Genomic DNA, 23,113 nt, shown 5'->3' on the forward strand with positions numbered 1-23,113 from the left:
GAATTACGCCTCCATTACTAATAGTTGTGGATCGTTCAATAAACGCTTAATGTGATTCAATGCATTTTGAGCTGTTGCACCATCGATCAGACGGTGGTCAAAGCTAAGAGATAGAGCTAAAACAGGAGCTACTATTACTTCTCCATCTTTAACAACTGCTTTTTCAGCAATACGGCCGATACCTAAGATCGCTACTTCTGGGTGGTTGATTACTGGTGTGAACCATTGACCGCCTGCAGAACCAATATTCGTAATCGTACAAGATCCTCCCTTCATCTCTTCACCAGAAAGCTTGCCATCACGTGCTTTAGTAGCTAGCTCATTGATTTCAGAAGAGATTTTGAAGATGGATTTACGATCAGCTTCTTTAACAACTGGTACCATTAGGCCGTTATCTGTATCTGCCGCAATACCGATATTATAGTAGTGCTTGTACACGATTTCTTCGTTTGCATCGTCAATTGATGCATTAAGCACAGGGTATTCACGTAGTGCAGAAGTTAATGCTTTTACCACGTACGGAAGATAAGTAAGCTTGATGCCTTTATCTGCAGCAACTTGCTTAAACTTCTTGCGGTGTGCAACAAGATCAGTAACGTCCACTTCATCCATTAGTGTAACATGTGGAGCTGTATGTTTGGAGTTAACCATCGCTTTTGAGATCGCTTTTCTAATTCCTTTGATCTTTTCGCGAGTTTCCATCTCTCCAGCCGGGATCGCTTTTGGTGCTTCTTTCTTCGCTTCAGCTTTTGGTGCTTCTTCGCCAGCTTTAGTTGCTTCAGCTGCCGCTTCCCCACCGCCGCTTACAAATTTGTCGATATCTTCTTTTAATACACGTCCGTTGTCACCAGAACCTTGTACTTTACGGATATCAACTTCTTTTTCACGAGCATATTTACGAACAGAAGGCATTGCGATAACACGCTGTGATTCATCAGCAGGCTCTTCTTTAGCTGTGTCTTCACTCTTATCTGTTTTTGCTTCTTCTTTAGCTTGATCAGCAGCAACATTTTTCTCTTCTTCCGCTTTTGGCTGTTCAGGAGCTTCTTCGCCTCCACCATGAGCGTCAGCAGGGATTTCACCTTCTGCCTCAATCGTTACTAGAACATCACCAACAACAGAAACTGTTCCTTCATCTACTTTTACTTCAAGAATTTTACCGTCTACAGGAGATGGAATTTCTACTACAGCTTTATCGTTTTGGACTTCAAGCAGAATGTCGTCTTCTTTAACAGTATCACCTGCTTTTACAAACCACTTTACGATTTCACCTTCGTGAATTCCTTCACCAATATCGGGAAGCTTAAATTCATATGCCACAACTAACGCCTCCTATTTTGTTTCAATCTTTTTATCTAACGATGTGAAAGAGCTGAAAGGAACCGTCAACGGTGACGATCCTTTCAGCTTGCAGTTTTGTTTTTTAGAAATTGTAGACTTTCTTTGCTTTATCTACAATATCACGATGATCTGGAATCCAAACATCTTCTGCAGATGCATAAGGGAATACAGTATCTGGTGCTGTTACACGCAGAACAGGAGCTTCCAGATTTAAAATAGCACGATCGTTAATTTCAGCTACAACAAACGCACCGATACCTGCTTGTTTTTGAGCTTCTTGTACAACGATAGCTCGTCCTGTTTTTTCAACAGAAGCAATAATTGTGTCAATATCAAGCGGGCTGATCGTACGAAGGTCGATTACCTCTGCAGAAATGCCATCTTTCTCAAGCTCTTCAGCAGCTTTTAATGAAGCATGAACCATTGCACCGTAAGTAATGATAGAAACATCCTTACCTTCACGCTTCACATCAGCTTTTCCTAATTCAATCGTGTATTCTTCTTCAGGTACTTCGCCACGGAAAGAACGGTATAATTTCATGTGCTCTAAATAAACAACAGGATCGTTGTCTCGAATTGCAGAAATTAAAAGCCCTTTTGCATCATAAGGAGTTGATGGAATAACAACTTTAATCCCTGGTGTTTGATACATTAATCCTTCTAGGCTGTCCGCATGTAGTTCTGGTGTTTTAACCCCACCACCGAATGGTGAACGGATTGTTACGGGAGAACTGTATACTCCTCCTGAACGATAGCGCATACGAGCCATTTGAGCTGCTATTGAGTCAAATACTTCAAATACGAAGCCAAAGAATTGAATCTCCATTACTGGACGGAAACCTGTAAGCCCAAGACCTATCGCAAGTCCCCCAATTCCAGACTCGGCAAGTGGTGTATCAAAAACTCGATCTTCTCCAAACTCTTTTTGAAGTCCTTCAGTTGCACGGAATACACCGCCGTTTTGACCAACGTCTTCACCAAAAACAAGTACGTTTTCGTTGTTTTTCAATTCATTGCGCATTGCGTCTGTAATTGCTTGAATCATAGTCATTTGAGCCATATTATTTCGACTCCTTTGCTGTATATTGTTCTAATTGCTCGCGAAGGTTAAACGGAAGCTCTTCGAACATAAAGTTGATTAGGTCAGTAACCTTTTGTCTAGGCGCACCATCAGCTTTTTTAATAGAAGCTTTAATATCTTCCTTCGCTTCTTCTACTACTTTATTTTCTTGCTCTTCAGACCAAAGATTTTTCTTTTCTAAGAACTTTCTGAAACGAACTAATGGATCTTTCTTTTCCCACTCGCTATCAAGATCTTTTGTACGGTAGCGTGTAGGATCGTCTCCTGCCATTGTATGAGGTCCATAACGATAAGTAAGAGTCTCGATCAAAGTAGGTCCTTCACCAGAAATCGCACGTTCACGAGCTTGTTGTGTAGCAGCGTAAACAGCAAGAACATCCATACCATCTACTTGGATACCTTCAATACCAGCCGCTACTGCTTTTTGAGCAATTGTTTTAGCTGCGGATTGCTTTTCTACTGGAACTGAAATAGCAAAGCGGTTGTTTTGAACTACAAAGATTGCGTTAGCTGCATATGCACCAGCAAAGTTCAAACCTTCATAGAAATCACCTTGAGATGCTCCGCCATCACCAGTGTAAGTGATACAAACGTTTTTCTTGCCTTGTTTCTTAAGACCGAATCCAACACCGGCAGCTTGAATAATTTGAGCACCAATGATGATTTGCGGCATTAATACGTTTACACCTTCTGGAATTTGTCCACCTTGGAAGTGTCCACGAGACCATAAGAATGCTTGGTAAAGCGGGAAACCGTGGAAAACCATTTGAGGAATATCACGGTATCCTGGTAAGATCCAATCTTCTTTATCTAATGCAAACTGACTTCCTAGCATAGAAGCCTCTTGTCCTGCAACTGGCGCGTAAAATCCAAGACGTCCTTGTCTGTTTAATGAGATAGCACGTTGATCCCAGATGCGCGTATAAACCATGCGGCGCATTAATTCTTGTAGTTGCTCATCAGACAATTTAGGCATTGCTGACTCGTTTACTACTTCTCCGTCTTCGGAAAGAATCTGAAACGTTTCAAATTGATCTTGAACAGCATCAATTGTTTTCGTCATGAAAAATCACCTCTTCCTTTCTTTTACCCTGTCAATTTTCCCTTATCTTAAAAACATGCACATATTTAACAGGTTGCCCAAAGTGAAACATTTTTAAGACAGGTTTATATTTATAAAAGGCTTTTAGGTATGCCTTTGTGTACCCACCTGAAGTTTTCCCTTGAATACAAGAGCTAAACCATCTTGCGGCACCCTAACTGTATTACTATTTTATGTAACTAGAGTAACACAACAATCCTTTTCACGTAAATTAGTTTACACCACCGTTTAAACACAGTCAATCTATAGGTTATATATAGTTTAAACTACATAAAGCGATTTCTTGCAATTAAGGTGTTAACTGTAAAACATAAAACTGTTTCATATCAAAAATCTTTCTGTATCAGTGACAAAAACAGCCGTTTACTAAGTCTCCTGATGACGTTCTTCAAGTCAGAGTGAATATACCAAAAAATACTGCATCCGTAACCTTTGTTAGGGAATATATATTGAATATCAGATGGTTGAACGTATGATTGAGACTTATACAAATAAACCAAAAACAACTGACTAGGATGAAAAGATTTTTCAAATTGAGGATTAACGTTCTTTTTTATTAAAAATGCTCTATGATATGATAAGAGAAAATTAAAATAGTTTAAAGTTCAAAGGCACGGAGGTTATGCTTGTGTTAACCATGAAGGATATCGTTAGAGAAGGTCATCCTGCTCTAAGACAAAAATCAGTTGAGGTATCTGTACCTTTTTCTGAAGAAGATAAAAAAACGGCTAAGGAACTGCTTGAGTTTGTAAAAAACAGTCAGGACCCTGAGATTGCAAACAAATACAATCTACGGCCAGGGATTGGATTAGCAGCCCCTCAAATCGGCATATCTAAACGTATTTTTGCTTTCCATGTAACAGATGAAAGTGGGAAATTATATAGCTATGCATTACTAAACCCTAAAATTATCAGTCACTCCGTACAAATGACTTATTTAGACGGTGGTGAAGGTTGCCTATCTGTTGATAGAGAAGTTCCTGGATTCGTTCCTCGCTATGCAAAACTTACCGTAAAAGGGTATACCCCAGATGGTTCGGAAGTAGAACTCAAGCTAAAAGGTTTGCCAGGAATTTGTTTTCAGCATGAACTTGATCATTTAGATGGCATCATGTTCTACGATCGCATAAATGAAAAACAGCCATTCGAACCACCAGCAAACTCAGTAGTGTTCAGATAGCTGAATGATTATCTAATTGAAGAATGAAATGAACAAGAATATGACTCACAAGGGCTTTAAAGGCCTTTGTGGGTTATTTTTACGTTCACAATCGGGTCTGCATATATACTCATTGGGATATAAAATCACTGATTTGAGAAACTCCCCGCATTAATTCCAGAAGTTCAAGTGTTATATCCAAAAGTTTTGCCTGTTTATCCGCGAGTCCACATAACTTGACAAAAATAAAGATGTCAATACCCTCCACCCATTTAGAAGACAGTCAAAAAATAGAGAGGAATGACTCCAATTTGAGTCATCCCTCTTTTATAAACGCATTTTTCTATAAGAATTGTAGCTTTCCAATATAATCTTCTATGATTAATGACTGGCGTGCAAGGTGTGAGACTCTCGGCTAAGACAGGCGGGCAGTCCGAAAAGTGGGAGTGGCTCACCGCCTGCCCAAAGCGAGCAACTGGAATGGAAATCATCCACTTACAAAAGCAACAAAGTTTGCGCAAACAGCTTTTATAATTTAAGCTACATCACGGTCATCATCAACGAGCAATGCGTCTTGTTCATTTGTTTTACTTCGGATAAACAGCATTGTTACTAAAACGGTCGTAACTCCTGCGATGGTATAGGAAATCATTTCAGATAATCCTAAACCGATAGGCGCATTACAAATATAAGTTACCGTAACCATTGTCATAAAGATAGCTGGCAATGTGGCAATCCAATGGTTTTTATTCGATCTTTTTAAATACATTGCCCCTACCCATAATGCAAGCATCGCCGTGGACTGATTTGCCCACGAAAAATAACGCCATAAAAGTGTAAAGTCAATTTTAGTTAGCAAGAAAGAGATGATAAACAAAGGTATCGCAATCCAAAGTCTTGGAGCTAATTTCTTTTGGCTAATGTTAAAATAATCAGCTAAGATCATTCTTGCGCTTCTAAATGAAGTATCACCAGAAGTGATGGGTAAAATGATAACCCCAATCACAGCAAGTGTTCCACCGACTGCTCCTAGCATTGTAACGGACACTTCACTTACAACAGCTGCAGGTCCCCCTTGTGCAATGATTGCAGCAAGTGATTTCCCATCGAAAAGGCTCATAGCGGCAGTCGCCCAGATCATAGCGATTACAGCTTCTGCAATCATCATGCCGTAAAAGATTTTTCTGCCTTCTTTTTCATTTTTGGTAGTGCGCGAGATTATCGGTGATTGTGTTGCATGAAACCCAGAAAGTGCACCACATGAAATAGTTAAGAACAATAGTGGGAAAATCGGCACATTATCTGGATGCATGTTTTCTAATGAGATTTCTGGGACAGGTGCGCCCGTCAACACTAGTCCTCCACCTATGCCGATCGCACTGATAACAAGCAATGCTCCAAATATGGGATATACACGGCCGATGATCTTATCTACAGGCAGTAGTGTAGCTAAAATATAATAAACAAAAATTAGACCAATGATCACACTTAAACTCATCCAGTTACCTGTTAAATCATGAATAAGGGCAGCCGGAGCAGTTACGAAAACAGTACCTACTAATAGCAGAAGTAAAAGCGTAAACCCGTTTACTACGTGCTTCATCGCCTTTCCTAAGAACTTACCAGCAAGCTGAGGCAAATGTGCTCCTCGATTACGAATCGATATCATTCCCGTTAGGTAATCGTGTACTGCACCTGCAAATATGGCACCTAGCACAATCCATAGAAAAGCAACAGGGCCATATAGCGCTCCCATGATCGGGCCAAAAATTGGGCCTACCCCTGCAATATTCAAGAGCTGCACGAGAGAATTGGTTTTAGTCCCCATTGGAACATAATCAATACCATCTTCTTGTGCATATGCTGGGGTTTTCCTGTTTTGTTTAATCCCAAATACTTTCTCAACATACTTTCCATACGTAAAATAACCAACAATCAATAAGACGATGGATACTAAAAATGTAATCATGCTGATCCCTCCCTTGTTGTATACGCTTACATTCTACACCAAAAAGAAAAAACACTCAATTTTAAACTGAGTGTTTTATGCGGATTGATCTTGTTTGATTAGAGTATCATTAATTCGTTTTTTCTTTCCGGTTAAATAAACTCCTGCAAAAATCAATATCAATCCTAAAAAAGCAATAGGATGTATCTTCTCACTCAATAACACACTTCCCCAAATTACGGCAGATACAGGCACAAGATATGTTACAAGAGTGGCAAACTCAGCTGAACCGGCAGATATCATGTAATAATACAAAAGATAAGCTAGCCCAAATCCAAATACTCCTAGACCAATAATAGAGAGTACAACCTTTTGATCGAACGCATGATCAGGCATATGCCACCCGCCAGTAAATCCCATCATAATTGCGCTTAATAAGAAACCAGCAAGAAGAGTTGTGGAAGCTGTTATCCAAACTGTCGTATCTTGCAAGTGCTTCTTAGCATATTGTGAGCTGTATCCATAACAGCTTGTAGCTATTAACATTAAAACGATCCCTAGTATGAGCTGGTTCTTCGCTAATCCTGGTGCATCAATATCCATTAACAATATGATTCCCACGAAACCAATCATAACCCCTATCCACTGTCTCCATTGCATTCTTACTGAAAAGAAAAACACTCCCATCATAGTTGTCCAAATTGGAGTTGTGGCATTCAAGATAGCTGTGTATCCACTATCCAGAAATGTTTCACTCCAAGCAATTAAACCCCAAGGAAGCCCTGCATTTAATACGCCAACTAAGGCAAGTTTTTTTATAGGCATCGTTCTCCAGTTTACGGTTTGTTTACTTAAAAGAAACAAAGGAACAATCGTTAGAATGCCTAGCAAACACCGAATAAAAACAATTTGCCATGGGTCAAACACACTAAGTAATACTTTAATGAACAAAAAAGACATTCCCCAGATCAAGCTCAAAACAAAAAGTGCTGAATAAAGTTTCATCCTTCGACACTTCCCCCTTTTATATAGTAACCATTACTTAACTGTAACAATTTCCCTCTCAAAATCTTGTTTCAATTACGCATACTATGTAATAAAAAAATGAACGGAGGGTAATAAATGAAAATGAGAATGCGTTTTTTAAAGAAATTAAGAAAATGGGTCAAACAGCAAAACAATAATGGAAAGTTGATAATTAACTAAGTTAAATTTTTTAAGGCTACAGTCATTATAATGGATAACCATGCACAGGTAATAGTAATTATTTTTTAATTATTACGTGTTTTAATATGAAGCTTTATGAAAAAACATGAAATACATGTCACTTTCCTTTATAATAGGACAAAGAAACTCAAAAACTACAGACCGGTAAGGAGACATGAAAGATGATTTATAAAGTATTTTTTCAAACTAGCTTAACAGAGGTTCCAGTGCGTGAACATACACAAACAGTTTATGTAGAAGCTGAAACGATTAATGATGTACGTAAAAAACTAGCGGACCGCAAATACAACATTGAGTTCATACAAGAAATTAACGGTAAATTTCTAGAGTATGAAAAAGAAACGAAATCATTGGAATTGGAGAATGTGTAATTTATGAAATTTGTAAAAAATCATCAAGCCGCAGTTTTTGCTCTTGGCGGTTTAGGAGAAATCGGTAAAAATACGTATGCCGTTCAATTTCAAGATGAGATTATTTTAATCGATGCAGGTATCAAATTTCCAGAAGATGAACTTTTGGGGATCGATTACGTCATACCAGACTATACGTATCTTGTAAAAAACGAAGAAAAAATAAAAGGTTTATTCATCACACATGGTCATGAAGATCATATTGGTGGTATTCCTTATCTGTTAAGACAAGTAAACATTCCGATTTATGGCGGTAAACTTGCACTAGCGTTAATCAAGAATAAACTTGAAGAACACGGTTTGCTGCGTCGTGCGCAATTACATGAAATCACAGAAGATGATGTGATCAAGTTTAGAAAAACTTCAGTAAGCTTTTTCAGAACCACTCACAGCATTCCAGACTCATATGGTCTTGTTGTGAAAACACCTCCTGGCAACATTGTACATACAGGTGACTTTAAGTTTGATTTCACACCTGTTGGTGAACCAGCAAACTTAACCAAAATGGCTGAGATCGGAAAAGAAGGCGTGCTTTGTTTGCTTTCTGACTCAACAAACAGTGAAGTTCCCGGATTCACTCTATCAGAAAGACGTGTTGGAGAAAGTATCCAAGATATCTTTAGAAAGATGGAAGGCAGAGTGATCTTTGCTACTTTCGCATCAAACATCCATAGATTGCAGCAAGTTGTTGAAGCGTCAGTTGCTAACAACCGTAAAATAGCAGTTTTTGGCCGTAGCATGGACTCTGCTATCACAGTAGGTCAAGAACTTGGATTTATTAAGGCACCTAAGAATACGTTTGTAGATGCAAATCAAATTAACCGTATTCCTGATAATCAAGTTACGATTTTATGTACAGGAAGCCAAGGTGAGCCTATGGCAGCTCTATCTAGAATTGCTAATGGCACACACCGTCAAATTCAAATTATTCCTGGTGATACGGTTGTCTTTTCATCTTCACCAATCCCAGGAAACGCTCTAAGTGTCAGTAAAACGATTAACCAGTTATATCGTGCGGGAGCTGAAGTTATTCATGGTTCATTAAACGACATTCATACTTCAGGACATGGTGGTCAGCAGGAACAAAAGCTTATGCTTCGTCTCATGAAGCCAAAGTTCTTCATGCCGATCCACGGTGAGTATCGAATGCTTAAGATGCACACAAAACTTGCATCTGATTGTGATGTCCCTATCCAAAATTCATTTGTTATGGATAATGGTGAAGTACTTGCATTATCCCAAAATGAAGCGATGGTTGCAGGCAAAATCCCTTCTGGATCAGTTTATGTTGATGGCAGCGGAATTGGGGATATTGGAAACATTGTTCTTAGAGACCGTAAAATCCTCTCGGAGGAGGGGCTTGTTGTTGTCGTGGTCAGTATGGACATGAGAGAATTTAAAATTGAGGCAGGTCCTGATATTATTTCTCGAGGATTTGTATATATGAGAGAATCAGGCGATCTTATTCATGACGCACAAAGTTTGCTAAGTAAGCACCTTGAAACGATCATGAATGAAAAACGAACAACTCAATGGTCGGAAATTAAAAATGAAATCACAGACACTTTGGCACCGTTTCTATATGAAAAGACAAAAAGGCGTCCGATGATTCTTCCAATTATTATGGAAATTTAATCAACATACAAAAACCGTTCCCCTTTAGAGGGTAACGGTTTTTTTATTCTTCGTTTGCCATTTGTTTCTCTAAACGATTAATATCTTTGTCCTTGCCAATTACTATGAGTACATCTCCTAGCCGGATTGACTGATCAGCTTGAGGTGAAACAAAAATTTCTTTACCTCTTTTAACAGCTACAACGTTACATCCAAATCGTGCACGAACGTCCAATTCGATTAAAGTTTTCCCATCCAGCTTTTCTGTTGCAACAAGTTCTACAATACTGTGGTCATCTGATAACTCTAGGTAGTCCAGAACATTATTAGATACAATTTGATGTGCAATTCGAACACCCATGTCGCGTTCAGGATGAATAATCTTATCTGCACCAATTTTTCTTAACACTTTTTCATGATAATCATTCTGTGCTTTCACTGTAATTTTCCCAACACCTATTTCTTTTAAAATAAGCGTAGTGAGTATACTGGATTGGAGATTATCTCCTATAGCCACAACAACGTGCTGAAAGTTGCGGATTCCTAAACTTTTTAACACACCTTCATCAGTTGAGTCAGCAATTACAGCATGTGTCACAATATTTGAAAACTCATTGACTCGATCTTCATCAATATCAATAGCTAATACTTCCATACCCTGATTAGATAAAGCTTTACACATACTGCCTCCAAAACGCCCTAGACCGATAACAGCAAACTGCTTCTTCAAAACATATTCACTCCAATCCCCTATATCATAGCCTTATTTTACCACATTTTAATGATTCTTTATCTTATCTTATTGCATCATATGTATAAAATCGAAAAAAACACGTTATTTACTCATCTTCTTTTATATATTCAAAAATAACCCAAGAGCGTTGTCTTGGGTTACTTCAAATCAATATTCGTTATTAAACCTCGAGCGTTTTTTGGCCAGGCTTCCAGTTAGCTGGGCAAAGTCCGCCAGTTTGAAGCGCTTGAAGAACACGTAACGTTTCCTCAACGTCACGGCCGATGTTGTTGTGGTTTACAACAGAGTACATTAATTCCCCTTCAGGAGAGATAATGAATAGACCACGAAGTGCAATACCTTCTTCTTCAATTAAAACACCATAATCACGTGCTACAGAGTGGTTAGTATCAGCAGCTAGTGCGTAATTTAACTCTCCAAGTCCGTTCATGTCACGTGGCGTGTTGATCCATGCTTTATGAGTGTGAATAGTATCTGTAGAAACACCGATAACTTCAGCATCTAGGTCTTCAAACTCATCGAAACGGTCGCTAAGAGAAGTAATCTCTGTTGGACATACGAAAGTGAAGTCCATTGGGTAGAAATAAAGAACTGTCCATTTATCGTTCTTCATGTTTTCTTCAAGGCTTACTTTTCCAAATTCTTTATTTGGTAATACTGCGTCCATTTCAAATCGAGGTGCTTGTTTTGCTACCATACGTTCTGCCATAGGTGAAAATCCCTCCAAAAAATCTGTTTTATTTACATGGGTAATTATAGTACAACCCTTATTTTTAGTCAATATTAAATAATAATTAATTTAAATAAGGATCTCTCTTCCCACTTTTTAATTTCTCCTTAATGATAGCAAGTTAAACTGAAAAAGTGAAATTTCCCGCTCACTTATATAGATTTCATTCTCAATCAAGGAGTTTGAATTGAGGATTGCTCGGGAAATCATAAAGTAAAAGGAGGGATACAGGTGCCTTATGATTCAATAAAAGAACTCCCTGACGGGGTAAAAGATCATCTCCCCCATCACGGCCAAGAAATATACAAAGAAGCTTTTAATTCTGCGATCAAAGAATACAAAGAAGAAGAAACAGCTCATAAAGTAGCGTGGAGTGCCGTGAAACACAAATATAAAAAAACAGAAGATGGCTCGTGGAAAAGTAAAGACTCCTGATTTATTGCTCAGGAGTCTTTACTTCATTTTTTTCAGAAAGCTTTTCAATGCCGATTTTTTTTATCTGCCTGCCATCCAAATCTAGAATGGTGAATCGATAGTTTTCATAAGTAAATGAATGGTTGGTTTCCAGGTCGATCGACTTTGTTAAAACCCAGCCACCGATCGTATCAATTTCAGAGTTGTCGATATCAAGAGCAAACAATTCATTTATTTGTGAGATTAACACTTTTCCATATACAACGGTTTGATCATTATTAATTTGCTGAATTTCTGGCTCTTCATCAATGTCAAACTCATCTCTGATTTCACCGACGATTTCTTCTAATATGTCTTCAACGGTAACAATTCCTGCCGTTCCCCCATATTCATCTACGAGAACTGCCATATGGGTTTGGTCTTTTTGCATTTTGACCAGGAGCTTTTGAATAGGAATGGTTTCATGGACTGTTATGATGGGCCTGATATACTCTTTAAGTTCAAAATTTTCCCGGCTAAAATGTTCATTAAATAATTCTTTAATATTTACCAATCCAACAATATGATCTTTATCCTCGTTTCCTACAGGATACCTTGTAAATTTCTCTTCACGCATGATGGCCATATTCTCTTCACATGTGTTTTCTAAGAAAAGGCAAACCATCTCTGTTCTAGGTATCATTATTTCTTTTGCTATACGATCATCAAACTCAAAGATTCTGTTTACATACCGGTACTCAGATTGATTGATCTCGCCACCCTGCAGACTTTCTGATAGGATTAGACGCAGTTCTTCTTCTGTATGTACCACTTCATGTTCACTTGCAGGACTAATACCAAAGATACGAGTTAACATATTTGCTGATCCATTCAATAAAAAGATGAATGGATACATAATTTTATAAAATCCGATTATTGGTTTTGCTGTTGCTAAAGAAATCATCTCTGCTTTTTGAATCGCAACCGTTTTCGGAGCTAATTCACCTAATACGACATGTAAAAAGGTGATTAGGAAAAAAGCGATTGAAAAAGAAAGAGTATGTGTAAGGCCTTCATTTAACCCAGCATCCTCAAAAAGAGGTCTTAAAAAGATTTCTACTGTTGGTTCTCCAAGCCATCCGAGACCAAGCGCTGTAATCGTAATCCCCAACTGACAAGCCGATAAATACCCATCAAGATTACCAATAACTTTTTGAGCGGCGATGGCTTTACTATTTCCTTCTGATGCTAAATGATCAATCCTTGTTTTCCGCACTTTTACAATAGCAAATTCCGTAACCACGAAAAAAGCGGTTAATATAATTAATAAAATAATCATAAGGACATTTAAGATCGGCATATAAATCTCCCCCATCTGCAGCTAACATTATATTTTTATGATTGGTCAACTAATTCCCTGTTAAAACGTACATTAAACAGAAATAAGGGGCAGCATGGCTGTCCCCAGGAGTGCTATGATTGTAATCTGCTCTCAACAGCCTGACAAATCTCATCTGCTGACATGCCATGTGCGTTCAATACAGATCCTTGAGTAACTGCATTTTGAATGCCCATAACGTTCTGATCCTGACCGGAAATTATACAACAATCACAACCGTTCGCGTCTTGTTCTTGACGAAGTTCTACTACTTCATGACCTTGTGCTCTTAGCGCCTCAGAAACGTTTGTTAATGATTGTTCCACACCAATTCTAGCCATATTCCCACCTCCTTACCCTTGTTAATGTTTCCAACTCATGAAGGTAATATGTAATGAACCTATGAGGTGACTCCTCTGTGTTATAAATGTCCACTTTTTTACTTCAACGTAAAAAAAAACGGCCGCAATGGCCGTTTTTTCTACTTATTTCTTTTTCCTTTATAAGTGAGGTATTGAATTAATAGGTCTACTGCATGCTGAATAGCTTCTTCTTGAGGCTTTAGTTTTGAATGATGAAGGCCATACGGTGTGTCAACACCCAGCCAGAACATGAAACCAGGAATTTTTTCTAAAAAATATCCATAGTCTTCCCCTGTCATAGCTTCTTTGCATTCAATAACTTCTACACCATTACTCTTTTCAGCAAATTCCATAAACTCCCGAGTTAACGCTGGTTCATTGTCTACTTGTCTGTAATTCGATCCATAATCAATAACCGCTTCACACTCAAATCCACTTTTGATTCCTTGGATAAGTGCCTCTATTCGATTTTTCACCTTAAGCATCGCCTCAGGAGACAACGTTCTGATTGTTCCCTCTAGACGTGCTCGTTCGGCGATGATGTTTTGTTTTGTTCCACCGGTAATTTTGCCAATCGTGACAACTGCTGAATCTAATGGATCTAAGTTACGGGCAACAATGGTTTGCAATTGTGTTACAAGATGGCTGGCAGCGACAACCATATCATTGCTATGGTGTGGGTATGCTGCATGTCCGCCCTTGCCGATAAGGTCTATAAAAAGTTCTGAAGTATTAGCGAATAATAAACCTTCTTTAACACCTATCGTACCTACCGGATATTCAGGTGCAATGTGCAGGGCTGTAATCAAGTCAGGTTTAAATTGTTGGAACAGTTCACTCTCGCGCATCGGAAGAGCTCCACCGGGTCCTTCTTCAGCAGGCTGAAAAATAAATAACAGATTGTCATCTATAGGGTCAGCCGCAAAATGAGACAATAAGCCGATTGCGATTGTCATATGAATATCATGGCCGCACGCATGCATCATGCCTTCATGAACAGAAGAAAATTCATAATCCGTTTCTTCAATGATTGGGAGTCCATCTATATCCGTTCGATAGGCTATTGTTTTAGCAGGACGCTTTCCTTTCACTTTTACGAAAATTCCTGTTTCCCAAGGATGAACTTCAAGATGATCCTGTGGAAGTGTGGAGATGAGATTTAGAAGATAACTTTGAGTTTTAAATTCTTGAAAGCCCAACTCCGGAATTCGGTGAAGGTCTTTTCTAATCTCAATTAATGGTTTCATCTTCTTTCATCCCCTTATGTTTGTCAAAAGACTCAATAATCTCAAATCAGACTCAATAATTTTAAATTAGACCCAATAATCTCAGATCAGCTCAATACATTAATCTCTGCTTGAAATTAACTGATTAGTCGTTTAACTGACGAAGCTCTTGTCTGATTTCTGTTTTTGATTTTGTTTTTTCGTCGATCTTTTTTAGAACACGTGCTGGTGTTCCGCCGACAACGGTGTAAGGCTCTACATCTTCAATGACAATTGCTCCTGCAGCAACTACAGCACCTTTACCTACTGTAACACCTTCTAAAACAACAGCGTTTGCACCGATTACGACATCATCTTCAACGACTACTGGCTTAGCAGATGGCGGCTCAATTACTCCAGCAAGTACTGTCCCTGCGCCGATGTGGCAGTTCTTACCTACTGTAGCTCGTCCACCAAGTACAACGTTCATATCGATCATCGTACCTTCACCAATTACTGAACCGATATTAATAGAAGCACCCATCATGATAACAGCATTATCACCAATTTCAACTTGATCACGAATAATCGCACCTGGTTCAATACGCGCTTTGATGTTTTTCATATCTAATAGAGGAATCGCAGAGTTGCGGCGATCGTTTTCGATCACATAGTCTTCAATGTTGCTTTCGTTTTCGCGTATCGCAGCTTCGATCTCTTTCCACTCACCAAACAATACAGCTGTATTGCCTGAAGGGAACACTTTTGTTTCTTTACCAAAGTCAATGTTTTCAAGATTTCCTTTAACATATACTTTTACAGGGGTTGATTTTGTTGAGTTTTGAATAAAAGAGATAATTTCGTTTGCATCCATCATTTTCATGTTTGTTAGTTCCTCCTTAAAAGTCTTTCTGTATTGTATTAAACCACTAAATTTAGAAAGATTCAAACCTTATTCATTCGTTAATTTTCGGATTAAATCCATAAATGCATTCACTTGTTTTAGTTCAGAACCCGTTCCATGATGAATCAGCCATGTATCTCGCTTAATCGCGTTACCCCTTTTATCAGTTAATGGGATCTTAAAAACATCATCCTCTGGTCTGAGGCTGATAGACGGCAGTATCGCATAACCGATTCCATTCAGCGCCATTTGTTTGCACGTTTCAATTTGGTCTACGACAATTGTTTTTTGAGGTGTTGTTTTAAAATGAGAGTGCCACCAGTCCTGGATTTCTTGGTAATAGGTAGAATGGCTTTTAAATTGAATGAAAGGCTTAGAAGTCTCTGCTAATTCGTCTAATGAAGAAATCGTTGTGTCAACCAAATACAAATGATCAGAAAGAATATGATCCTTGCTGCCTCGCCATTCGGGATTGCCTCTTACTATTCCAAGATGTATTTTATCTTCGTACAAGTGCTTTATAATTTCTGAACTCCAACCCGTTATTAGAGATATGTTTACATGCGGATAGAGATTAACATATTCTTTTAAAACATGCGGAAGCCAGTATTGTCCAATAATGGACGCAACAGCAAGTTTCAGCGTTCCATGAACATGTTCAGAAAGCGATTGAAGCTCCTCTTTTACCGTTTCTTCTTTTTGAAGAACTTCTGAAACAAACGAGATTATCTTTTCACCCGCAGGAGTTAAATTTAACCCCTTTTGTGATCGAACAAAAATAATTGTCCCCCAGTTATTTTCAATAGATTGTAACCGCTGACTTAGAGCAGGCTGTGAAACATACAGCCTTTCGGATGCTTTCCTCATATTTAATTCTTCGGCAAGCACTTTTAAAATTCGAAACTCTGATAACTGCATATGCACTCCTTTTTAGAACGATAAGTATTACTTATTAAACATTGTTCATTTTATGTAATTTAATTTAAGTATACCGTAACATAGGATATATATGTAAGCAGAAATGAAAGGACGTGAGGTCATGATGTATATACTTATATTGGTCGGATTTGCAGCTACTTTTGTAGGTACGCTTTCAGGTAGCGGAGGTATGATTAATTTTCCTATTATGCTGTTGTTAGGGGTTCCTGTTCACTCAGCAATTGCTGCTAATAAGTTTGCAAATATGTTTAGTTCTTTTTCTAGCTTTTTCGTTCTGCTCAGAAGAAATGATACGAAGCTTGCTCCTTACTTTATTACCGGTTCCATAAGTTTAGCTGGAGGGATATGTGGAGGATTAATAGCATCAGCAATCTCGAGGGAACACTTAACGATCATTGCCCTGGTGTTGTTAACAGGAGCATTGTTTTTAACGTTTATCAAGACGAAGAAAGATGTGCAACCAGAAATTGAAACCAAACAGCTTTCTCCAAGAAAGTATCCATACCTTTTTGGAATCGGGGCATATGACGGTATGTTTGGTCCTGGTCAAGGAACCATGCAGATGCAGCTTTTTTTGCGAAATGGGTTTACATATATTCGAACGCTATCGTTTACTCGCTTCAACACATTCTTAAGCTGCACAGGCGCTGTATTTACCTATTTGTGGGCTGGTCACTATATGTGGGGAGTGGCTATTCCATTAACGATCGGCAGTATATGCGGTGCACAAGCTGCCATTAAATTAGCACCACACTTAAAAACAAAACAAGTTACAATCCTAATGAGGACTGTAACTGTTATGCTCATCCTTCAATTAATCATCCAGTGGGGGTAAAAAAAATGAAAATCAATGGGATCCATCACATTCAATTATGTATTCCTCACAATAAAGAAGAGGAAGCAAAACATTTTTATCAAGGAATCTTGCAGCTCAAAGAAATAACAAAACCAAAATCTCTTCAAAAAAATGGCGGCATGTGGTTTCAAATCGGTAATCAAGAGCTCCATATAGGTGTTGAAGACCAGATTGGAAAAGGTAAACATCATCCCGCTTTTCTTGTGGAGTGTCTTCAAGAATTGCGTGACCATCTTATTTTTCATAACATACAGATTCAAGAAGAACTCCCAATTCCGGGTTTTGATCGCTTCACCATCCGTGATCCGTTCGGAAATCGAATTGAATTTATTGAGCATGCTTAAGCTATAGGTTTCCCATTTTCTTTTCCGTCTTCTGGTTCAACATGAATTTGTATACTTTCAACATTATAGGCCTCTTTAATGGTATCTTCTATTTTCTCTGTAATTTCGTGGCTTTCTACAACGTTTAAAGAAGGGTCAACTTTTATCGTAACATCAATGATCGCTCGATTACCGTGTTTGCGTGCTTTTAGATCACCAACATTCTCAACGCCTTCTACATCAAGAATTTTGTGCTCCATTTCTTTTCCTTCTTCATAATCAAAACCGTCAGAGAGGTTATGAGACGTTTCGGAAAAAATTTCCCAACCCGTCTTAATTATAATAATCCCCACTAACACCGCAGCTGCTGGATCTAGCCATGGTAATCCGATTTGCGCCCCAAATATTCCAACAGCTGCTCCAATACTTACAAAAGCATCGGAACGGTTATCTAATGCTGCTGCTTTTAACCCTTGGCTATTTGTTTCTTTCGCAACTTTAATGTTATAAAAATAGACAATAAGCATAACCGCTGCACCGAATAAGGCAATGATTGCTGCTATTAAAGAAGGCTCGGTTTCTACTCCTTGAAACATTTTTTTAATAGATGAGATCAGTACTTCTATTCCGATAACCACCATGATGAAAGAAGCTACCATAGAAGCAATCGTTTCCGCGCGCAGATGACCATAAGGATGATCTTCATCTGCTGGTTTTTTTGAAATTTTAAGACCAATCAATACTGCTATGGAAGCAATAATATCTGTCGCATTATTCAATCCGTCAGCTACTAAGGCATCAGATTGGTATATGAAGCCTGACACCAGTTTAACGATAGAAAGAAAAATATATGCTCCTAAACTAATATAAACACCGCGTTCCACTCTTTTTTGCTGATCAGATTGCATTCTCTATTCTCCTTCGTTCAATGATACCTTTTACATCATAAAGAATGGTTTCCGGGTGGGTCTAGAGCAATCTTTTTCCCTATAGGAAACATTAATGCTCGTATATCATTTTCCTAGTCATTCCGCCATCAATTGTAATGTTCTCCCCTGTGATAAAATTATTATCACTTTGAGCAAGGAATAAACAAGCTCTCGAAATATCAGATGGAACTCCTACTCTTTTAGATAGATGCTGATCATGATCAATTTCTCTAAGCTCTTTATAATCACCTGTATGGATCCAGCCAGGGCTTATACTGTTAACAGTAATAAAATCGTCCGTGAATGAAGCTGCAAGAGCATGTGTAAGTGCCACAATCCCCCCTTTTGTTGCAGCATAAGCTTCAGAATTCGGCTCAGACATCGAAGCTCTGGTCGATGCCATATTAATGATAGATCCGCCCCCAGTTTGAGACATATATTTACCAGTTTCTCTAGAAAACAAGAAGACGCTTCTTAAATTCGTGTTTATGATCTCATCCCATTCTTCAACAGTTAATTCATAGGGTGATTTCCATTTAGAAAGGCCTGCATTATTAATCAAACAATTAATTTTACCTAGTTTATCATGTGTTTTTGTCACAGCTTTTATGATATCTTTAGGATCTTTTACGTCGCAGGTTATACCGATTGCCTTTTGTTGTATGTTACGGACTTCTGCTAAAGTCGACTCTAGTTCATTTTCATTGTAGTCAACCAATGATGGAATCCACCCTGCTTTTGCAAAATCAATTGCTATTTGTTTTCCAATTCCGTTGGCAGCGCCAGTTACGATTACAATTTTATCTTCATTACTCATGTTTAAAACCTCCATCATTCAATATGTATTTCTATATTTATTCCCTAACTTTGTTCACTCTCAAAACTTAAAATTAGAAGAAAAAAGAAAACTGCCGACAATGTCGACAGCTTAAACATTACTTCTTGCGCCATGGACCACATGGCGGAGGGCATGGTGGCGGACAAGGACACGGGGGTAGCATAGGTTGAGTTGTTCCCAAAATATTTTGCTGCGTTGCTTGGTTTAGGACGTTTGTATTTTGTGGAAAATAATGGACATATTTATAGTTCATCTGATTTACTTGTGTTGTTTGAGTTGGATGGATCATCGGAACATATACATCCTGCTGATTATATTGAACTTGTTGATTAGTAGGACTATATTGCGCAGGCAAAACTTGTGGAGGATAATATTGAGATGGTAGAGCTTGTGGATAACCATAGCCACCCATCTGCGGCTGAGACATAGCTCCCATAACTGGACCCATCTGTCCCATGGCACCCATAGTTGGTCCCATTCCCATTGCACCAGCTGCAGGCATACCCATTCCCTTTTTAGCAAAAATACCAGGGCGTTTAAATAAACCCAAAAAAGTGTTCTCCTTTCAAAAACCATAAATCATATTTCTCTATATTTTATGTAGGACGACTTAAAAAGTTCGTCCAATTTTGAATAAAGGTGCAAATTTCGGATATGAAGACGGGTTACCACTTATACTGAGTGGGGTATATAGACAACGAATCCTCACAAGACCAGCTATAGAGGGGTTAAAAAAACTAAAAAACTTCTTATCTAGTAGATAAGAAGTCTCGTATGTATGTTTGTAGTGGTGACCTGTGAGGGACTTGAACCCCCGACCCCTTCCCTGTCAAGGAAGTGCTCTCCCACTGAGCTAACAGGTCTTAAATGTTTTCTAGCAATCGTTTATGATATTTTAAAATATACGACACCCTTATTTCTCTGTCAATCATTTTTTAAATAGATTATGTTCCCTGCTTATGATTTATAAGCCTTAAAATTAATTTATTGGCCTTTATGAAAGAGTTATAGGCCCTCCAAATTAGATTATAGGCCCATATGAAGTTTTATCGGCCCTAAAAAAAGATTTATAGGCCTTTAATTCTTTTTATAGGCCGTTCGACAGCTGCTGCTCTTTCCGCACTAAAAGCCTCCACTAATCGGAGGCTTCTTCCTATAATCTATTATCCAATCTTCTCTTCATTCTCATGCTGTGCGATTTCTTCAGCTGTTAAACGCTCTTGTTTATCCCGAAGTCTGTGTGCTAACCGGCTTGAAGCATTTGCTGCAATACTTGCAACTAGATCGTCTAAGAAAGTGTGCACTTTTCCATTTGCTATTTTCGTATCAAGCTTTTGAATAATTCCCATCTTAAATTTATCCAGATGTCCAAATGTTGTAACAGCTATGCTTCCGTAACCAAATACAGCACCTAACGCAATGGTTTCATCTACGCCGAACAATCCTTCGTCCTGTTCCACAATGCTCTGCAAAGGTTCGGAAAGCTTTTTTTGTTCAGCCAACATATCAAGCTCTACACCTACTAAAATGGCATGCTGGATCTCCCGTTTCATTAGAACGGCATCTACGCTTTCAATACACTCTTCTTTAGTAAGACCTGGTGAAAACGGAATCTGCATTTCGTAAACAATGTCTGCGATCTCTGGTATGGTGACGCCTCTTTCATTCAGCAGTCTTCTTGCAGCTGCTTCAACTTCACGACTGTGCACTCTATTTTTCAACAGACTTCACCTCATTTTTTATGTTCACTGTATGGGCTGTTATTCGTATTGATTCTTTCATTATATCATTATGTGTTACAATTATACGAGTTGAATGAAAACGCTTATAATACATGATTACTGTCAGTAAAGGGGTTCTAATTATGGCCATACTTAAGGGTTCTATTACAGATGATAAAATTTATAGCAATTACTTAGATGAAGAGATTGACTTGTTGATTTATCTTCCTTCAAGGTTTACTCCGCTTGTTAAATATCCTATTCTCATAGCACAAGATGGTAGAGATTACTTCCAACTAGGAAAGCTGGCAAAGACCGCTGATAGACTGATGGAAGAAGATCAAATGCAAAGCTGCATTATTGTAGGTGTTAATCATAAAGGGATAACAGACCGAAAAGCTAAATACGATCCTGCAGGTGAGAAACACGAAAACTATATACGATTTATGGCATTTGAACTAACACCTTACTTGAATGAAAAGTTCAACACACTTCAATTAGGTGCTGGCATGGGCTTAATTGGTGATTCATTAGGCGGATATGTGGCATTTAAATTAAGCCTTTTGTATCCAAACACGTTTGGCAAAGTTATCTTGCAATCCCCTTATGTGCCTGAAAGCCTCATAGAGACGGTTGAGGCGATCGAACAGATGCAAACCTTAACCATCTACCATTCGATTGGAGACGAAGAAGATCAATTTACAAACCCAGAAGGCATCACGCGTGACTTTTTAACTCCAAATAGGAAGATAAAAAACTTGTTGGATCAATTGGCTCTGGATTATGAATACACAGAGTTTCAAGGAAATCACCTTTGGGTAAACTGGCAAAAAGATTTAGTTCCTGCGTTAATGTTTCTTTACAACAATCACTAACTGTGGGAAATAAATAGAATATTTGGTATACTAGTTCAAAAGATGAGGGAGGAAGAATTATGAAATATGGTATTGCTATTTTTCCATCAAAAAATCTACAAGATAAAGTGAATTCCTACCGAAAACGGTATGACCCGCATTATGCCCTTATCGCGCCTCATATAACGCTTAAGGAGCCTTATGAAGCAACTGAAGAAGAACTTCAAGAACAAATCTCATATATTTCTTCTGTCGCAAAAAGCATGGATCCTTTTACAATTTCAATCAATAAAGTTGGTTCATTTCATCCTGTTAACAATGCCATTTACTTAAAAATCAGCGAAGGTACTGAAATTAAGGCCCTGCATGATCAGCTCTATTCGGGTCCACTCGAACATCAGCAACCTTACAATTTCGTACCTCATCTGACATTGGGGCAAAAACTTTCAGATGAAGAACATTCTGATGTATTAGAACGTCTGCGCATGATTGATATTGTACATGAAGAAAAAATTGATCGTTTTCAATTGCTGTACCAACTGGATAACGGCTCTTGGACAGTATATGAAACATTTCGACTTGGAAAAGGAGTTTAAACAGATTGATTAAGACATTTACAACGAACGAACATGGCTTTCAAGATGCTCTGGCTGTTAGAAGAGATGTATTTGTTCGTGAACAGCAAATTGATGAAAGTGAAGAAATTGATGGAAATGAAGATGCATCTCTTCACTTTGTTCTTTACGATAACGGTATTCCCGTAGCAGCAGCCAGGCTTCGTGAAGTAAATGGTGAAGGAAAAGTGGAACGAGTTTGCGTCCTTTCTTCCTATCGTAAAAAAGGTTTAGGAGAAAAATTGATGAAGGCAATGGAAGAAACTGCTCTCAAACGATCTTTTTCCAGCACTATATTATATGCACAAACTCAAGCGGAAGACTTTTATAAAAAACTCGGGTATAACACCACTTCTAAAGAACCTTTTTTAGATGCCAACATACCTCATGTCGCAATGAAAAAAGTATTGAAGCCGTCAACGTGACGAATT

At 38.3% G+C, this 23,113-nt stretch carries 25 protein-coding genes and 1 tRNA gene; 9 read left to right on the forward strand and 17 right to left on the reverse strand.

All coding sequences use genetic code 11. The annotated features are described in order from the left end of the window. Positions 1-3: 3 nt before the first annotated feature. The 3 genes from AWM68_RS20150 to pdhA form a co-directional block, all read right to left on the reverse strand. Positions 4-1,320: a dihydrolipoamide acetyltransferase family protein gene (locus AWM68_RS20150; protein ID WP_066245862.1), complete on the reverse strand. Its 1,317-nt coding sequence runs from the start codon at positions 1,318-1,320 to the stop codon at positions 4-6. A gap of 103 nt (positions 1,321-1,423) precedes the next feature. After that, entirely contained in the window at positions 1,424-2,401 is a 978-nt protein-coding gene (locus AWM68_RS20155; RefSeq protein ID WP_066245864.1) for an alpha-ketoacid dehydrogenase subunit beta, read from the reverse strand. Between the two features lies 1 nt (position 2,402). Further along, positions 2,403-3,485 (reverse strand): pyruvate dehydrogenase (acetyl-transferring) E1 component subunit alpha, encoded by a 1,083-nt coding sequence (gene pdhA / locus AWM68_RS20160; protein WP_066245866.1) that lies wholly within the window; start codon positions 3,483-3,485, stop codon positions 2,403-2,405. 667 nt (positions 3,486-4,152) lie between these two features. Here pdhA and def point away from each other — a divergent pair. Continuing rightward, entirely contained in the window at positions 4,153-4,704 is a 552-nt protein-coding gene (gene def, locus AWM68_RS20165) for a peptide deformylase (RefSeq protein ID WP_066245868.1), read from the forward strand. A 514-nt stretch (positions 4,705-5,218) separates the two neighbouring features. On the opposite strand, the gene AWM68_RS20170 is transcribed toward def, so the two are convergent. After that, the gene (locus tag AWM68_RS20170) at positions 5,219-6,652 is read right to left on the reverse strand and encodes a carbon starvation CstA family protein (protein WP_066245870.1); all 1,434 of its coding nucleotides are present in this window, start codon (positions 6,650-6,652) and stop codon (positions 5,219-5,221) included. 75 nt (positions 6,653-6,727) lie between these two features. Beyond that, positions 6,728-7,636 (reverse strand): DMT family transporter, encoded by a 909-nt coding sequence (locus AWM68_RS20175; protein ID WP_066245873.1) that lies wholly within the window; start codon positions 7,634-7,636, stop codon positions 6,728-6,730. Positions 7,637-8,019: 383 nt separating this feature from the next. Between AWM68_RS20175 and AWM68_RS20180 the strand changes: the two genes are divergently transcribed. Both AWM68_RS20180 and rnjA read left to right on the forward strand, forming a co-directional pair. Then, positions 8,020-8,229: a DNA-dependent RNA polymerase subunit epsilon gene (locus AWM68_RS20180; protein ID WP_066245875.1), complete on the forward strand. Its 210-nt coding sequence runs from the start codon at positions 8,020-8,022 to the stop codon at positions 8,227-8,229. 3 nt (positions 8,230-8,232) lie between these two features. Further along, a complete protein-coding gene (gene rnjA, locus AWM68_RS20185; protein ID WP_066245876.1) occupies positions 8,233-9,903 on the forward strand; it encodes a ribonuclease J1 in 1,671 nt (556 codons plus the stop codon). 43 nt (positions 9,904-9,946) lie between these two features. Here the strand turns inward: rnjA and AWM68_RS20190 are convergent, their stop codons facing one another. Both AWM68_RS20190 and AWM68_RS20195 read right to left on the reverse strand, forming a co-directional pair. After that, positions 9,947-10,612 carry a potassium channel family protein gene (locus AWM68_RS20190; RefSeq protein ID WP_066245878.1) on the reverse strand — a complete coding sequence of 222 codons (666 nt, stop codon included), beginning with the start codon at positions 10,610-10,612 and terminating at the stop codon, positions 9,947-9,949. A 184-nt stretch (positions 10,613-10,796) separates the two neighbouring features. Continuing rightward, positions 10,797-11,345 (reverse strand): peroxiredoxin, encoded by a 549-nt coding sequence (locus AWM68_RS20195; protein WP_066245880.1) that lies wholly within the window; start codon positions 11,343-11,345, stop codon positions 10,797-10,799. A 252-nt stretch (positions 11,346-11,597) separates the two neighbouring features. On the opposite strand from AWM68_RS20195, the gene AWM68_RS20200 reads away from it, so the two are divergent. Beyond that, the gene (locus AWM68_RS20200; protein WP_066245881.1) at positions 11,598-11,801 is read left to right on the forward strand and encodes a ChaB family protein; all 204 of its coding nucleotides are present in this window, start codon (positions 11,598-11,600) and stop codon (positions 11,799-11,801) included. Between the two features lies 1 nt (position 11,802). Here the strand turns inward: AWM68_RS20200 and AWM68_RS20205 are convergent, their stop codons facing one another. The 5 genes from AWM68_RS20205 to AWM68_RS20225 form a co-directional block, all read right to left on the reverse strand. Beyond that, the gene (locus AWM68_RS20205) at positions 11,803-13,119 is read right to left on the reverse strand and encodes a hemolysin family protein (protein ID WP_066245882.1); all 1,317 of its coding nucleotides are present in this window, start codon (positions 13,117-13,119) and stop codon (positions 11,803-11,805) included. A 113-nt stretch (positions 13,120-13,232) separates the two neighbouring features. Continuing rightward, entirely contained in the window at positions 13,233-13,478 is a 246-nt protein-coding gene (locus tag AWM68_RS20210; RefSeq protein WP_066245884.1) for a YkuS family protein, read from the reverse strand. 140 nt (positions 13,479-13,618) lie between these two features. Continuing rightward, on the reverse strand, positions 13,619-14,746 hold the full coding sequence (locus tag AWM68_RS20215) for an N-acetyldiaminopimelate deacetylase (RefSeq protein WP_066245886.1): 1,128 nt from the start codon (positions 14,744-14,746) through the stop codon (positions 13,619-13,621). A 124-nt stretch (positions 14,747-14,870) separates the two neighbouring features. Continuing rightward, positions 14,871-15,587 (reverse strand): 2,3,4,5-tetrahydropyridine-2,6-dicarboxylate N-acetyltransferase, encoded by a 717-nt coding sequence (gene dapD / locus AWM68_RS20220; RefSeq protein WP_066245888.1) that lies wholly within the window; start codon positions 15,585-15,587, stop codon positions 14,871-14,873. Between the two features lie 69 nt (positions 15,588-15,656). Then, entirely contained in the window at positions 15,657-16,526 is an 870-nt protein-coding gene (locus AWM68_RS20225; RefSeq protein ID WP_066245890.1) for a LysR family transcriptional regulator, read from the reverse strand. 121 nt (positions 16,527-16,647) lie between these two features. Between AWM68_RS20225 and AWM68_RS20230 the strand changes: the two genes are divergently transcribed. Continuing rightward, complete coding sequence (locus AWM68_RS20230) at positions 16,648-17,382, forward strand: sulfite exporter TauE/SafE family protein (protein ID WP_066245892.1); 735 nt, start codon at positions 16,648-16,650, stop codon at positions 17,380-17,382. A gap of 5 nt (positions 17,383-17,387) precedes the next feature. Next, positions 17,388-17,747, forward strand: a complete 360-nt coding sequence (locus tag AWM68_RS20235) for a VOC family protein (RefSeq protein ID WP_066245894.1) — start codon at positions 17,388-17,390, stop codon at positions 17,745-17,747. On the opposite strand, the gene AWM68_RS20240 is transcribed toward AWM68_RS20235, so the two are convergent. The 5 genes from AWM68_RS20240 to AWM68_RS20260 form a co-directional block, all read right to left on the reverse strand. Continuing rightward, positions 17,744-18,634 carry a cation diffusion facilitator family transporter gene (locus AWM68_RS20240; RefSeq protein ID WP_066245896.1) on the reverse strand — a complete coding sequence of 297 codons (891 nt, stop codon included), beginning with the start codon at positions 18,632-18,634 and terminating at the stop codon, positions 17,744-17,746. The genes AWM68_RS20235 and AWM68_RS20240 overlap by 4 nt on opposite strands. Positions 18,635-18,725: 91 nt before the next feature. Next, positions 18,726-19,472, reverse strand: a complete 747-nt coding sequence (locus AWM68_RS20245) for an SDR family NAD(P)-dependent oxidoreductase (RefSeq protein WP_066245898.1) — start codon at positions 19,470-19,472, stop codon at positions 18,726-18,728. A 118-nt stretch (positions 19,473-19,590) separates the two neighbouring features. After that, positions 19,591-20,043, reverse strand: a complete 453-nt coding sequence (locus AWM68_RS20250; protein WP_231868472.1) for a CotD family spore coat protein — start codon at positions 20,041-20,043, stop codon at positions 19,591-19,593. A gap of 238 nt (positions 20,044-20,281) precedes the next feature. Then, positions 20,282-20,356 (reverse strand) — tRNA-Val (locus AWM68_RS20255). A gap of 300 nt (positions 20,357-20,656) precedes the next feature. Beyond that, a complete protein-coding gene (locus AWM68_RS20260; RefSeq protein WP_066245900.1) occupies positions 20,657-21,214 on the reverse strand; it encodes a phosphatidylglycerophosphatase A family protein in 558 nt (185 codons plus the stop codon). A gap of 143 nt (positions 21,215-21,357) precedes the next feature. On the opposite strand from AWM68_RS20260, the gene AWM68_RS20265 reads away from it, so the two are divergent. The 3 genes from AWM68_RS20265 to AWM68_RS20275 are packed head-to-tail and all read left to right on the forward strand — an operon-like array spanning position 21,358 to position 23,107. After that, positions 21,358-22,089, forward strand: coding sequence for an alpha/beta hydrolase (locus AWM68_RS20265; RefSeq protein WP_066245902.1), 732 nt, complete (start codon positions 21,358-21,360; stop codon positions 22,087-22,089). 59 nt (positions 22,090-22,148) lie between these two features. Then, a complete protein-coding gene (locus AWM68_RS20270; protein ID WP_066245904.1) occupies positions 22,149-22,664 on the forward strand; it encodes a YjcG family protein in 516 nt (171 codons plus the stop codon). A 5-nt stretch (positions 22,665-22,669) separates the two neighbouring features. After that, positions 22,670-23,107, forward strand: a complete 438-nt coding sequence (locus AWM68_RS20275) for a GNAT family N-acetyltransferase (protein WP_066245906.1) — start codon at positions 22,670-22,672, stop codon at positions 23,105-23,107. The last annotated feature ends 6 nt before the right edge of the window (positions 23,108-23,113 follow it).

Origin of the sequence: Fictibacillus phosphorivorans, from assembly GCF_001619875.1 — a bacterium.
Classification (GTDB): domain Bacteria; phylum Bacillota; class Bacilli; order Bacillales; family Fictibacillaceae; genus Fictibacillus; species Fictibacillus phosphorivorans_B.

What these genes read in the sequence shown, in the direction of transcription:
- AWM68_RS20240 (WP_066245896.1), bottom strand. Translation starts at nt 18,634, where the DNA reads ATGCAATCTGATCAGCAAAAAAGAGTGGAACGCGGTGTTTATATTAGT.
- pdhA (WP_066245866.1), bottom strand. Translation starts at nt 3,485, where the DNA reads ATGACGAAAACAATTGATGCTGTTCAAGATCAATTTGAAACGTTTCAG.
- AWM68_RS20215 (WP_066245886.1), bottom strand. Translation starts at nt 14,746, where the DNA reads ATGAAACCATTAATTGAGATTAGAAAAGACCTTCACCGAATTCCGGAG.
- AWM68_RS20245 (WP_066245898.1), bottom strand. Translation starts at nt 19,472, where the DNA reads ATGAGTAATGAAGATAAAATTGTAATCGTAACTGGCGCTGCCAACGGA.
- rnjA (WP_066245876.1), top strand. Translation starts at nt 8,233, where the DNA reads ATGAAATTTGTAAAAAATCATCAAGCCGCAGTTTTTGCTCTTGGCGGT.
- dapD (WP_066245888.1), bottom strand. Translation starts at nt 15,587, where the DNA reads ATGAAAATGATGGATGCAAACGAAATTATCTCTTTTATTCAAAACTCA.
- AWM68_RS20270 (WP_066245904.1), top strand. Translation starts at nt 22,149, where the DNA reads ATGAAATATGGTATTGCTATTTTTCCATCAAAAAATCTACAAGATAAA.
- AWM68_RS20175 (WP_066245873.1), bottom strand. Translation starts at nt 7,636, where the DNA reads ATGAAACTTTATTCAGCACTTTTTGTTTTGAGCTTGATCTGGGGAATG.
- AWM68_RS20205 (WP_066245882.1), bottom strand. Translation starts at nt 13,119, where the DNA reads ATGCCGATCTTAAATGTCCTTATGATTATTTTATTAATTATATTAACC.
- AWM68_RS20155 (WP_066245864.1), bottom strand. Translation starts at nt 2,401, where the DNA reads ATGGCTCAAATGACTATGATTCAAGCAATTACAGACGCAATGCGCAAT.
- AWM68_RS20235 (WP_066245894.1), top strand. Translation starts at nt 17,388, where the DNA reads ATGAAAATCAATGGGATCCATCACATTCAATTATGTATTCCTCACAAT.
- AWM68_RS20265 (WP_066245902.1), top strand. Translation starts at nt 21,358, where the DNA reads ATGGCCATACTTAAGGGTTCTATTACAGATGATAAAATTTATAGCAAT.
- AWM68_RS20195 (WP_066245880.1), bottom strand. Translation starts at nt 11,345, where the DNA reads ATGGCAGAACGTATGGTAGCAAAACAAGCACCTCGATTTGAAATGGAC.
- AWM68_RS20210 (WP_066245884.1), bottom strand. Translation starts at nt 13,478, where the DNA reads ATGGCTAGAATTGGTGTGGAACAATCATTAACAAACGTTTCTGAGGCG.
- AWM68_RS20170 (WP_066245870.1), bottom strand. Translation starts at nt 6,652, where the DNA reads ATGATTACATTTTTAGTATCCATCGTCTTATTGATTGTTGGTTATTTT.
- AWM68_RS20180 (WP_066245875.1), top strand. Translation starts at nt 8,020, where the DNA reads ATGATTTATAAAGTATTTTTTCAAACTAGCTTAACAGAGGTTCCAGTG.
- AWM68_RS20225 (WP_066245890.1), bottom strand. Translation starts at nt 16,526, where the DNA reads ATGCAGTTATCAGAGTTTCGAATTTTAAAAGTGCTTGCCGAAGAATTA.
- AWM68_RS20230 (WP_066245892.1), top strand. Translation starts at nt 16,648, where the DNA reads ATGATGTATATACTTATATTGGTCGGATTTGCAGCTACTTTTGTAGGT.